Below are 11,057 nucleotides of genomic sequence, written 5' to 3'. Positions count from 1 at the left end.
TGCGAGAGGGGTCAGGACCAGTCGCTTGGCGCCGCAGACCGAGGCGAGGGCAGGGTGGATGCCGCGGCCCACTCGTGCACCCAGTCCGGCACCTCGGGCAATCCCTCGGGACGCCCGACCGCCGCGAACAGCTCCTCGTGACCGAGCGAACCGCCCGAGCGCTTCAGCATCCGGGCACGGATGATGGCACGCGCGTAGATCTCGCCATCCACGACGGCACGATGCTCGAGGTAGATCGCCCGGTCGTCGTGACCGATAAGGCGAGACTCGAGCGTGAAGCGCTGCCAGAGCCCGAGCGACTTGCGAAAGGTGATCGTCTCGCTCGAGACCACCGCGTACCAGCCGTGCTTGCGCATCGCATCGGCGAGGCCCGTGCGCACGAGCAGGTCCCAGCGCCCGAGGTCGAACAGCGAGAGATACCGGCCGTTGTTCATGTGCCGCAGCACGTCGATGTCCGTGGGAAGCGTTCGCAGCCGGATGCGTCCCACCGCAGTCGGCGCGAGCAGCCCGTCGCGCCGCAACCGACGCCGCGCGGCCAGCATCACGAGAAGGGTGCGCCAGATCACATTCACGAAGCGTGACGCTACCGACGGCCGGGCCCGCCGTCGAATCCGTCAAGATTCGTTGTGGGCTCCCGACATCCGATGTCCCGCGTGTCGTCCGCCGAACGCAGGGGATTCCACCGCGGCGATATATAGGGTCGCACCATGGCGCGTACTTCCCTGAGCTCGAGCTCGTACATCACCCTGCAGATCGTCCTCATCATCGCGGGGCTGCTCTTGACCTACTTCGCGATCAGCGAGTTCATGAGCGGTGATGCCGGCGTGAGCGCGTGGATCAACATCATCCTCTGGCCGGTGCTGATCGTCGCCGCGATCGTGAACATCGTCGTCAACCGGTCCCGCGCCAAGAACTGAGACGCATCGCGGGCGCACCCCGATTTCCCCCGCACGAGAGGCTGACGTAGAGTCTCGCCATGGAAGCCGAGCTCCAGACCGATGTCGTTGTCCGCCCTGTTCGAGACGTAGACGCCGAGGCGTTGGGTCGGGTCCACGCCACCTGCTGGCACGAGACCTACGACCACCTCATCAGCCGCGCTGCGCTCGAGAGCGTATCCGCCCGGCGCATGGCCGAGTTGTGGACCCACTGGATGAACCAGGGCCCCGACTACATCCAGTACGCCGCCCTCGTGAATGGCGAGATCGTGGGCTTCGCCGGCGCCGGTCCCGCCCGGGACGATGACGCCCCGCGGTCGCGCGAGCTCTACTTCATCTACCTGCTCGCCGCCTGGCACGGCACGGGCATCGGTCAGCGACTGTTCGACGCCGTCGTCCCAGCCGACGAGAAGATCTACCTCTGGGTCGCGGACGACAACCCGCGGGCCCACGGTTTCTACCACCGCAACGGGTTCACGCTCGACGGCGCCTCACAAGAGGAGCCGTTCCTCGGCGAGACGATCACCGAAGTCCGCTTCGTCCGCTGACCTTTCTCCGCTGAGTTCAGCCCGCGCTGCGCAGGATGACCTGACCGGCTGACAGCTCCACCGCGACCCGGTTCGACGCCGAGGCCGACGTGTCGAGTCGATTGTCGAGCTGGCCGGCAGACACGTTGGATGTGACGTCGTAGTCACCCTCCGGGAGCGCCAGGTCGAGGGATCCGGCACTCACGTTCACCTCGACGAGTTGCGGCTGCGAACCGTCGAATCGACCGTCGAGCTGGCCCGCGCTGACCGTGAGGTCGGCGGACTGCACACCCGACAGGTCGAGCTCGGCGCGGCCCGCGCTGATGTCCGCGCTCACCTCACGCGCCTCGCCCGAAACGTTCACCTCTCCGGCACCGAGTTCGACCTCGAGTTCGCCGAAGCGACCGGATGCTTCGAGATCACCGGCCGCGACGGAGAATTGCGCATCGAGTACGGCGTTTTCGAGCTCGCGCGGCAGCGTTAGCGTGGCCCGCACGTCGCCCCCGAAGAGCCAGGCGCCACCGAAGGACCAGTCGGGCGCCGACACGATGAGCTCATCCTCGTCGCGCTCGAGAGTCCACCCACCGCCGGCCCATCCGCCGGTCACATCGAGCGTCGCGTCGTCCACGTCGGCGAAGTCGATGCGGAATGATCCGGCCGCGACGTCGACATCGAGCTCGTCGATGCCGGTGGCGTCGACGACCTGAGTTTCGGTGCGCACCGACGCCGACGCGATCGTCGAGATCACGGTGGTTCCGATGAGCGCGAGGGCGATGACGCCGCCGAGCGATGCGGTGAGGATCGCGACGACCCTAGCTGACTGCGAGGCCGGCTGCGAGGCAGGGTTGGGGCTGTTCTCGGGCACGGGTCCCGGGCCGTCCTCCGGGCCGGTGGGTGGCGCGGGAGGGACGGGCGGGGCCGGGGGTGTGAGCTGGTCGGTCATCGGAGTGCTCCTGTCTGGGGGGCGTCGCCGTGGTGGGTGTCGCCGTGGTTCGCGGGGGTGCCGTGTTCGAGGTGAGCGAGTGCTGCGAGCACGCGCCTGTTGCCGGAGTCGTCCTGCTCCAGATCGAGCTTCTGGAAGACCGCCGTGATGTGCTTTTCGACGCTGCCCTCGCTGACGTGCAGCGCGCGGGCGATGGCCTGGTTGGAGTTGCCCTCGGCGATGAGCGAGAGGACGGAGCGTTCGCGTTCGGTGAGCCGGCGCATCCGCTCGTCCCGACGTCGGCGACCGAGCAGCTGGGCGACGACCTCGGGGTCGAAGACCGTGGCTCCGGCGCCGATGCGGGCGACCGTCTCGAGGAACTCGGTGACATCGGCCACCCGGTCCTTCAGCAGGTACCCGAGTGCGCCACCCTGACCGGCGATCAGCTCGGTCGCGTAGCGCTCCTCGACGTACTGCGAGAGCACGAGCACGGGCAGGTCGGGGTGTGCTGCGCGCAGGCGCAGAGCGGCACGGATGCCCTCGTCGGTAAAGGTCGGGGGCAGTCGGACGTCCAGGATGCACAGCTCCGGCGCATCCGTCGCCACCGTCTCGTCGAGTTCGGACGCGTCGGGGAGGGCCGCGACGATCTCGTGACCGGCGTCTTCGAGCAGGCGCACGAGTCCTTCGCGCAGCAGGACCGAGTCCTCACAGATCAGGATGCGCACGGCACACTCACCTCTACGGTCGTCGGTCCGCCGACCGGGCTGTCGAGGCGGAACGAGCCGCCCGCCCCGATCACGCGCTGCGAGATCCCATCGATCCCGCCGCCGGGGGTGACGTGTGCGCCGCCGATGCCGTTGTCTTCGACGCGGGCCCACAGCATCCCACCCTCGCGTTCTCGGACGAGAACGCGTACCTCGCTCGCCCGAGAATGCTTGGCGGCGTTGGTGAGCGATTCGGCGATGACGAAGTAGGCGGCGGCCTCGGCCGGCTTGCTGCACCGTGCGGTCAGGCGCACATCGAGCACGACGGGAATATGCGAGCGCGAGGCGAGCGCCGAGAGGGCGGCGTCGAGTCCGCGGTCATCCAGGACGGATGCGTGGATGCCCCGGGCAAGCTGGCGAAGTTCGGTGATCGCGGCTTTGGTCGAGGTGTGCGCCTCGGCGATGAGCGCCTTGGCGGCGGCCGGGTCGTTGTCGACCTTCTGCTGCGCGAGGCCCAGCGTCATGCCGACCGAGACGAGTCGGGGCTGAACGCCGTCGTGCAGATCGCGTTCGATGCGCGTCCGCTCGACCTCGGCGGAGCGCACGGCACCGGCGCGCTGCACGTTCGAGGTGCGCGCCGCCTCGGCGAGCTGCGCCTCGCGGGAGGGAACCAGGATGGCGCGGGCGATGACACCCTGCAGGATGGCCAGTCCGATGACCGCCGCGAGCGAGAAGATCGCCGCGATGACGCCCGCGGGCACGGCCCACGCGGTCGCGACGTCGAGCCCCGTGTTGCCGAGGGGAACCGTACCGGCATCGGCGAAGAGCGGCGCGAAGGCGAGAACGATGCCGGACGTCAGAAGGCCCAGGAACCCGAGCACGATCAGACCCAGCACCGACGCGATCGCGGAGTTCGCAACCCCGCGCCACATCCCGGGATCGACGAACTGGAGCCAGATCGTGTGCAAGAATCCGCCGAACCCGGACTTGGGGCTGCGCCGGGCGCGACGCGCCGGAAGACCGAAGCCGTAGAGGCCGTCGATGCGCGCCGTCTCGAGCCATCCGATCGCGAAGAGCGAATAGACGAACGCGAGCAAGAAGATCAGGCCGATGCCGACCACCAGCACGAGGCTCAGGCCGACGCTCAGCAGGGTGATCAGGATCGTGAAGACGATCGGACCAACGAGACCGAGGGCTGTGAGGTGGAGGGCCGAGAGCGAGATGCGCCCCGGGGAGGCGAGGGGCGACCGTGTGCGTGCGGCGGGTGCCGGGGCGGTCAGGACTGTGCTGGACACAACCGAAGAGGACATAGGACCACGGTAGGCCTGGGCCCTGTCGGCGCGCGCCCGAGGCATCCGGAAACTCCACGGGGGATAACCCCCGCACGCCCAGGAGCCTCAGCGGGTCTTGACCTTGCCGAACAGGCGCGCGATGGGCACGATCACAATGGGTCGCGCGGCGATCCAGGCCGCGACGATCACGGCCGTCGAGGCGGAGAAGATCCAGAAGCCCGCCCACCCGAGGCCGTCATTGCCGGCGTACATGTGGTTGAGGTTGCGGAGCGCCCCGGTCGCGAACACGAGGGTGACGTGCACGATGATGAACACGACGAAGTACAGCATCACCGGGAAGTGCAGGGCCCGCGCCCACTCGATCGGGAAAGCCCGGTCCAGTCGGGCGGCATTCTTCGGCCAGACCCCCGACATCCGGACTCCCGTGACCGCGGCAAGCGGTGCCGCAACGAACACCGTCGTGAAGTACGCCAACTGCTGCAGGCTGTTGTAGTTCGCCCAGCCGCTCTCAGTCGGCCAGTTCAGTGACACGTACTGCAGACCCGCCGACACAGCGTTCGGAAACACCTCGAGGCTCGTCGGCACCAGCCGCACCCAGTGCCCGGTCACGAACAGCAGCAGCACGAAGATCACACCGTTCGCGAACCAGAGCAGGTCGAGCGCGTTGTGAAACCACAGGTTCAGGCTGATGCGACGCTTTTTGTTCGAACGCGGTGACCAGAACGCATCAGGCCGCTTCTCGGTGCGGACCTGCCAGCCGGTGCGGATGATCAGCACCATCAGGAAGACGTTGAAAAAGTGCTGCCACTGCACCCAGGCGGGAAAGCCGGGGGCGACGGCGACGGCCGATGCGTAGGTGCCGGGGTAGGTGACGAGGAATGCGCGTACCTCGTCGAGGCTGACGAACCAGCGGGCGAGGGCGATGACCATGCCGGTCGCGAAGACAATCCCCAGGCCGCCACCTGCCACAGCGAGCAGCCACTGACCACGCGTGAGACCCCGGATGCGCCGAGGCGCCGGTTTCGGGGCGTCCCGATTCGACGCCGCGACCCCCGGCCAAGCCGTGCGGGTGAACGGCAGCGGCGTCTTCATGGGGCCCACTCCTTCCGCTCGAGTCTATTCGGCGGGCCCCTGCCCTTCGGTTCGCTCCTCGAAGCCGGGAGGAGGCTCTCAGCCGGCCTCGGCCGGCCGCTCGGCCACCGCCTGTTCCGCCTCGGTCGGCTCGTACCCCTCGATGTGTCGCTCGTCGGGCCCGTTGTAGGCCGACAGTGGGCGGATGAGCGCGTTCGACGCCGTCTGCTCCATGATGTGCGCCGTCCATCCGGTCACGCGCGCCGCGACGAACAGCGGCGTGAACGTCAGGGTGTCGAACCCGATGAGGTGGTACGCGGGGCCGGAGGGGTAGTCGAGGTTCGGGTAGATGCCCTTGCGCGAGACGAATTCACTCTCGAGCACGTCGTAGAGCGAGCCCAGATCGGCCGCGTCGTAGTGCTCGATCAGCGTGTCGAGAGCCGTCTTCATCGTCGGCACACGCGAGTCACCCTTCTTGTACACGCGGTGACCGAAGCCCATGATCTTCTTCTTGTTCGCAAGGGCGTCATCGAGCCACGGGACGACGTTCGAGGCCGAGCCGATCTCGTCGAAGATGTGCATGACGGCCTCGTTCGCGCCGCCGTGCAGGGCACCCTTGAGCGCCCCGATCGCCCCGACGACCGCCGAGTACAGGTCGGCCTTCGTGCTCGTGATGACGCGCGCCGTGAACGTCGAGGCATTGAAGGAATGCTCGGCGTACAGGATCATCGACACGTTGAACGCCTGCGCGACGACCTCGTCGGGCTCCTCGCCGAAGGACATCCAGAGGAAGTTGCGCGAGTAGTCCAGGTCCGCCCGCGGCGGGATCGCGTCCTGCCCGCGGCGACGGCGCTGGTCGTAGGCGACCATTGCCGGGATCTTCGCGAACAGCAACTTCGCCTTGGTGAGGTCTGCCGCGGGCGAGTTGTCCGAGACATCCGCTGCCGCCGCTCCGAGCACCGACACGGCCGAGCGCACGACATCCATCGGGTGCGCGTCGAGCGGCAGCAGATCGATCGCCTGCTTGACGTTGTCATCGAGGGAGCGCTGCGCGCGCTCGGATGCCTCGAACTCGGCCAACTGCGCCGCATCCGGCAACTCACCGTGCCACAGCAGGTAGGCGACCGCCTCGAACGGCTGGGTCGCCGCCAACTCCTGCACGGGATACCCGCGGTACAGCAACGAGTTCGTCTCGGGATTGACCTTGCTGACGGCGGTGTAATCGACCGTGACTCCCGCTAGGCCCTTCTTGATCTCGATGTCGGTCATTGGCTTGCCTCCTTCCGTTGTTTCGGTCGTTGAGCGAACGCAGTGAGTCGAAACGTGTTTCGTCTCGTCGCTGCGCTCCTCGCTCAACGACCGGGGTCTCTTTACTTCGTGATGGTGAAGTTGAAGACGCTGGTGTCGAAGCGGTTGTACTGCTCGTAGTCGATCAGGTCGTAAAGGTCGGCGCGGTGCTGCATCTCATCCAGCTTGCCCGTGAGATGCCCCTCGGTGTCGAGCGTGTCGAGCGCTCGCCCGGCCGCACCCATCGCGATCCGCAGCAGAGAGACCGGCCAGATCACGATGTTCACCCCGACGTCACGCAAGTGGTCGGTCGTGAAGAGTTCGCTCTTGCCGAACTCGGTCATGTTGGCCAGGATCGGCACGTGGACCGCGGCCCGCATCGCGGCGAACTCCTCGAGCGTGCGCATCGCCTCGGGGAAGATCGCGTCGGCACCGGCATCTACGAGCGCCTTGGCACGGTCGGTCGCGGCATCCATCCCCTCCACAGCGCGGATGTCGGTGCGCGCCATTACGAGGAAGTTCGGGTCACGGCGGCCGTCCACGGCGGCACGGATGCGTTTGATCGCCGTGTTCTCGTCGACCACGGCCTTGCCGTCGAGGTGCCCGCAACGCTTCGGGTTGATCTGGTCTTCTATGTGCGCGCCCGCGATTCCGGCGTCCTCGAGCGTCTGGATCGTCCGGGCGACGTTCATGGGCTCACCGAAGCCGGTGTCGGCATCGATGATTGCGGGCAGCTCGGTCATGCGGGCGATCTGCTGCCCGCGGCCGGCAACCTCGGTGAGCGTCGTCAGGCCGATGTCGGGCAGGCCGAGGTCTGCGGCCAGGACCGCTCCCGAGATGTAGACGCCCTCGAATCCCTTACGCTCGATCAGGCGGGCACTCAGCGGGTTGAAGGCGCCGGGGAACCGCAGCAGCTCGCCCGTGGCGAGGCGCTCGCGGAACAGGCGGCGCTTCTCGGCCGGCGGGGTCGCGGAGTACAGCATCAGAACAGCCCCCGCGGCGCCGGGGCACCCTCGAGCACCCCGGGCTTCGCGACGATCGTGAGCTTGCCCACCTCGTCGGCGGTCAGCTCGGGCAGCCGTTCGGCGAGCGCGAGGAAGCGCTCGATCTCGGCCGGCTCGAGCACGGGCTCGGCCAGCAGACGGAACTTGCGGACGTAGTCGGCCCGCGCGAACGGCCGGGCACCCAGCGGATGCGCGTCCGCCACGGCAATCTCGTCGATCACGGTCGAGCCATCCGTCAGGCGGATCTCGACGCGCCCGCCGAAGGCTTTCTCGTTCGGGTCCTCCGAGTGGTATCGGCGGGTCCACTCGGCGTCCTCGGCCGTCGTGACCTTGTTCCACAGCTCGACGGTGTCGGCACGCGCCGCACGCGCCGGCAGGTACGAGTCGACATGGTGCCACGCCCCGTCCTGCAGGGCGACCGTGAAGATGTACGGGATCGAATGGTCGAGGGTCTCGCGCGACGCCGTCGGGTCGTACTTCTGCGGGTCGTTCGCGCCCGAGCCGATCACGTAGTGCGTGTGGTGACTCGTGTGAAGGATGACCGACTCGATGTTCGCGGGATCGCGTAGCGCAGGGTTCTCTGTGCCGAGCTTGCGCGCGAGGTCGATCCACGCCTGCGCCTGATACTCGGCCGAATGCTCCTTCGTGTACGAATCGAGGATGCCGCGCTTGGACTCACCCGGAGCGGGGAGCGGAACGTCGTACGACGCATCCTTGCCATCGAGCAGCCACGCGATCACGCCATCCTCGCCCTCGTAGATCGGGGACGGGCTCGTTTCGCCACGCAGCGCGCGATCGACAGCCTCGACGGCCATCTTGCCCGCGAAGGCAGGGGCGTGTGCCTTCCACGTCGAGATCTCGCCCTTGCGGCTCTGCCGCGTGGCCGTGGTCGTGTGCAACGCCTGGCTGACGGCCTGGTAGATCGTTTCTGCGTCGAGCCCGAGCAGAGTGCCGATGCCCGCGGCGGCCGACGGACCGAGGTGAGCGACGTGGTCGATCTTGTGCTTGTGGAGCGAGATCGCGCGCACGAGGTCGATCTGGATCTCATACCCCGTCGCGAGCCCGCGCACGAGCGCGGCGCCATCCGCGCCGACGTGCTGCGCGACCGCGAGGATCGGCGGAATGTTGTCGCCCGGATGCGAGTACTCGGCCGCGAGGAACGTGTCGTGGTAGTCGAGCTCGCGGACCGCCACGCCGTTCGCCCAGGCCGCCCATTCAGGGCTCGTTCGGCGCTCGGTCGCGCATCCGAAGATCGTGCCGCCGCGACCGTTCGCCGAGACGGCGTGGTCGAGGGCCTGCTGGCGTGCGGCGCTCACCGGGGCGCGGGTCAGCGAGGCCGCGGCGACGGCGGCGTTGTCGATCACCCGGTTGATGATCATGTCGGAGACCCCGGGCTCGACCGCAACGGGGTCGGTTGCGACCTCGGCGATCTTCCACGCGAGCTGGTCTTCGCGCGCCAGGTTCTCGTCACTGCGGTGGACGCGCACGTGGTGGAGCTGGGTCATGAGGTGCCTTCCGGAAGCGTGGCGGGGGTGTTCGAGCGTTCGGTGATGCTGGAGAGCGCGCTCTCGAGCGCGTTGTGAAGGTGCACGTGCGTCGCGTGGGCGGCGAGGTCCGCGTCCCCCGCCGCAATCGCCGAGGCAATGAGTCGATGCTCGGCGACGGATGCGGCCAGGCGATCGGGGTTGTCGCGCGCCAGGCGCCGCACACGGACGAGGTGCGTGCGGACGTTCCTCAGGGCGGCGGTCAAGAAGTCGTTCGCGACCGAGCTGTCGAGTTGGCGCTCGAACCGGCCGATCAACGCGTAATAGTCCTCGACGCTTTCGGATGCCGTGAGATCGGCCTCGCCGAAGGCGCGGGCCAAGTCTGCGAAGGCCGCGGCGTCACCCCGCTCAGCCGCGAGACGCGCGGCGGCTTCTTCCAGCGCGCGTCGCACCTCGAAGAGACCACGGATGTCCGCGTTGTCGATCGCCGCGACGACCGTCACGCGCGGCGATTGCTGAACCACCAGTCCGTCCGCGGCGAGCCGGCCGAGCGCCTCGCGCAGAGGGGTACGACTGACCCCCAGCCGTGTGGCCTGTTCGACCTCGGCCAGAACGGCGCCGGATGCGAGGTCGCCGTCCTGGATCTCGCGGAGGAGAGTCGCGTACGCCCGGTCGCTGGCTCGCACGGCACACTCCTTCCCTCGACGTAGACGACTTATTGTATACACAAGTAGCCCTACGTGACCGAGAAGCCCCAAACCCGACCACCCAGGTATACATAAGCCTGTTCCGACTTCCCGCGCAAGCATTCATGGACGCACAACGAGGCGCCGTTCCTTCCGGATCCGTAAGTTTCGTTGATCTTTCAGCGATATCGGCCACCGATACCCCGCGAAGTTTCCTAGGTTCGACTCGAAGGGCGCAACCGCGCTCCGAGAGAGAGCACCCGTGGTGAGTACCGGCGTGAGCGCAACGCAGCCCGATCGCACGGCCTTCTTCGTGTCCGACAGCACGGGGATCACGGCCGAGACCCTCGGCAACGCGCTGCTCGCCAACTTTCCGGGCGTCACGTTCTCGCGACGCACCCTCCCCTTCATCGACTCCGTGCCCGCAGCACAGGCCGTGGTGCGCGAGATCGAGGCCGCGGGAGCGACGGGAGCCGAGCCCATCGTCTTCAGCACGGTCAAGGGACACGAAGTCGGGGCGAGCATCCGGGTAGCGCGGGCAACCCACATCGATCTGCTGAGCGGGCACCTCACCGAGCTGGAAGGCGCGCTCGGCACGACGGCATCCGAGCAGCTCGGCCAGTTCCACACGGTCGGCGACACCGAGCGCTACTTCGCCCGGATGCGGGCGGTCGAATACGCGATCGAGCACGACGACGGCCAGAGTTTTCGCGCGCTCGACCAGGCAGACGTCGTGATCGTCGCGCCGTCGCGCTGCGGCAAGACACCGACGACCATGTATCTCGCCCTGCAGTACGGCTTACTGGTCGCGAACTACCCCCTCACCGACGATGACTACCCGACCGAGGGACTGCCCCGCGAGCTCGAGCGCTATCGGGGGCGGTGCTTCGGCCTGACCACGACGCCGCTCCGCCTCAGCCAGGTGCGCCACGAGCGGCGGGCGAACTCGACCTACGCCAGCCTCGCCCAATGCACGCTCGAGATCCGCCGCGCCGAAGACCTCTACCGGCGTGCGCACATCCCGTTCGTGAACTCCTCGACCAAGAGCGTCGAAGAGATGTCGGCCGTCATCATGCAATCCCTGCGCCTCCGCCCCTGACTTTCCTCACCGACCGTCCCGCCTCGCGCGCTCACCCCCTTCGAAA

The 11,057-nt window shown here is 67.8% G+C and carries 12 protein-coding genes; 3 read left to right on the top strand and 9 right to left on the bottom strand.

Features of this window, described 5'->3' with window-relative positions; translation table 11 throughout:
* Nucleotides 1-11 precede the first annotated feature (11 nt).
* Complete coding sequence (locus tag CGU34_RS16575; protein ID WP_036300667.1) at nt 12-572, bottom strand: thioesterase family protein; 561 nt, start codon at nt 570-572, stop codon at nt 12-14.
* Nucleotides 573-707: 135 nt separating this feature from the next.
* On the opposite strand from CGU34_RS16575, the gene CGU34_RS16570 reads away from it, so the two are divergent.
* Both CGU34_RS16570 and CGU34_RS16565 read left to right on the top strand, forming a co-directional pair.
* Complete coding sequence (locus CGU34_RS16570) at nt 708-917, top strand: hypothetical protein (RefSeq protein ID WP_036300665.1); 210 nt, start codon at nt 708-710, stop codon at nt 915-917.
* 59 nt (nt 918-976) lie between these two features.
* Nucleotides 977-1,483, top strand: coding sequence for a GNAT family N-acetyltransferase (locus CGU34_RS16565; protein ID WP_036300662.1), 507 nt, complete (start codon nt 977-979; stop codon nt 1,481-1,483).
* Between the two features lie 16 nt (nt 1,484-1,499).
* Here CGU34_RS16565 and CGU34_RS16560 read toward each other — a convergent pair whose 3' ends face one another.
* The 8 genes from CGU34_RS16560 to CGU34_RS16525 all read right to left on the bottom strand — a co-directional run bounded on the left by CGU34_RS16560 (nt 1,500) and on the right by CGU34_RS16525 (nt 9,912).
* Complete coding sequence (locus tag CGU34_RS16560) at nt 1,500-2,405, bottom strand: hypothetical protein (RefSeq protein WP_051513908.1); 906 nt, start codon at nt 2,403-2,405, stop codon at nt 1,500-1,502.
* The gene (locus tag CGU34_RS16555) at nt 2,402-3,109 is read right to left on the bottom strand and encodes a response regulator transcription factor (protein WP_051513905.1); all 708 of its coding nucleotides are present in this window, start codon (nt 3,107-3,109) and stop codon (nt 2,402-2,404) included. Before CGU34_RS16555 ends, CGU34_RS16560 begins: the two co-directional genes overlap by 4 nt.
* Nucleotides 3,097-4,398, bottom strand: coding sequence for a sensor histidine kinase (locus tag CGU34_RS16550; RefSeq protein ID WP_051513902.1), 1,302 nt, complete (start codon nt 4,396-4,398; stop codon nt 3,097-3,099). Before CGU34_RS16550 ends, CGU34_RS16555 begins: the two co-directional genes overlap by 13 nt.
* A gap of 87 nt (nt 4,399-4,485) precedes the next feature.
* Entirely contained in the window at nt 4,486-5,472 is a 987-nt protein-coding gene (locus tag CGU34_RS16545) for a cytochrome b/b6 domain-containing protein (protein WP_051513899.1), read from the bottom strand.
* 78 nt (nt 5,473-5,550) lie between these two features.
* Complete coding sequence (locus tag CGU34_RS16540; RefSeq protein ID WP_036300661.1) at nt 5,551-6,720, bottom strand: bifunctional 2-methylcitrate synthase/citrate synthase; 1,170 nt, start codon at nt 6,718-6,720, stop codon at nt 5,551-5,553.
* Nucleotides 6,721-6,821: 101 nt separating this feature from the next.
* Nucleotides 6,822-7,721, bottom strand: coding sequence for a methylisocitrate lyase (gene prpB / locus CGU34_RS16535; protein WP_036300658.1), 900 nt, complete (start codon nt 7,719-7,721; stop codon nt 6,822-6,824).
* Nucleotides 7,721-9,247 (bottom strand): MmgE/PrpD family protein, encoded by a 1,527-nt coding sequence (locus CGU34_RS16530; RefSeq protein ID WP_036300656.1) that lies wholly within the window; start codon nt 9,245-9,247, stop codon nt 7,721-7,723. The genes prpB and CGU34_RS16530 overlap by 1 nt, the downstream gene beginning before the upstream one ends.
* The gene (locus CGU34_RS16525; protein ID WP_036300653.1) at nt 9,244-9,912 is read right to left on the bottom strand and encodes a GntR family transcriptional regulator; all 669 of its coding nucleotides are present in this window, start codon (nt 9,910-9,912) and stop codon (nt 9,244-9,246) included. The genes CGU34_RS16530 and CGU34_RS16525 overlap by 4 nt, the downstream gene beginning before the upstream one ends.
* 277 nt (nt 9,913-10,189) lie before the next feature.
* Between CGU34_RS16525 and CGU34_RS16520 the strand changes: the two genes are divergently transcribed.
* The gene (locus tag CGU34_RS16520; protein ID WP_036300686.1) at nt 10,190-11,011 is read left to right on the top strand and encodes a pyruvate, water dikinase regulatory protein; all 822 of its coding nucleotides are present in this window, start codon (nt 10,190-10,192) and stop codon (nt 11,009-11,011) included.
* The last annotated feature ends 46 nt before the right edge of the window (nt 11,012-11,057 follow it).

Origin of the sequence: Microbacterium lacus (assembly GCF_002812805.1) — a bacterium.
Classification (GTDB): Bacteria; Actinomycetota; Actinomycetes; order Actinomycetales; family Microbacteriaceae; genus Microbacterium; species Microbacterium lacus_A.
The sequence above is the reverse complement of the archived record's forward strand: the minus strand, read 5'-3'. Positions and strand labels throughout refer to the sequence as shown.

Excerpts from the sequence above, each read along its gene's own strand:
- CGU34_RS16570 (WP_036300665.1), top strand. The coding sequence starts at position 708 with ATGGCGCGTACTTCCCTGAGCTCGAGCTCGTACATCACCCTGCAGATC.
- CGU34_RS16565 (WP_036300662.1), top strand. The coding sequence starts at position 977 with ATGGAAGCCGAGCTCCAGACCGATGTCGTTGTCCGCCCTGTTCGAGAC.
- CGU34_RS16560 (WP_051513908.1), bottom strand. The coding sequence starts at position 2,405 with ATGACCGACCAGCTCACACCCCCGGCCCCGCCCGTCCCTCCCGCGCCA.
- CGU34_RS16550 (WP_051513902.1), bottom strand. The coding sequence starts at position 4,398 with ATGTCCTCTTCGGTTGTGTCCAGCACAGTCCTGACCGCCCCGGCACCC.
- CGU34_RS16545 (WP_051513899.1), bottom strand. The coding sequence starts at position 5,472 with ATGAAGACGCCGCTGCCGTTCACCCGCACGGCTTGGCCGGGGGTCGCG.
- CGU34_RS16540 (WP_036300661.1), bottom strand. The coding sequence starts at position 6,720 with ATGACCGACATCGAGATCAAGAAGGGCCTAGCGGGAGTCACGGTCGAT.
- prpB (WP_036300658.1), bottom strand. The coding sequence starts at position 7,721 with ATGCTGTACTCCGCGACCCCGCCGGCCGAGAAGCGCCGCCTGTTCCGC.
- CGU34_RS16530 (WP_036300656.1), bottom strand. The coding sequence starts at position 9,247 with ATGACCCAGCTCCACCACGTGCGCGTCCACCGCAGTGACGAGAACCTG.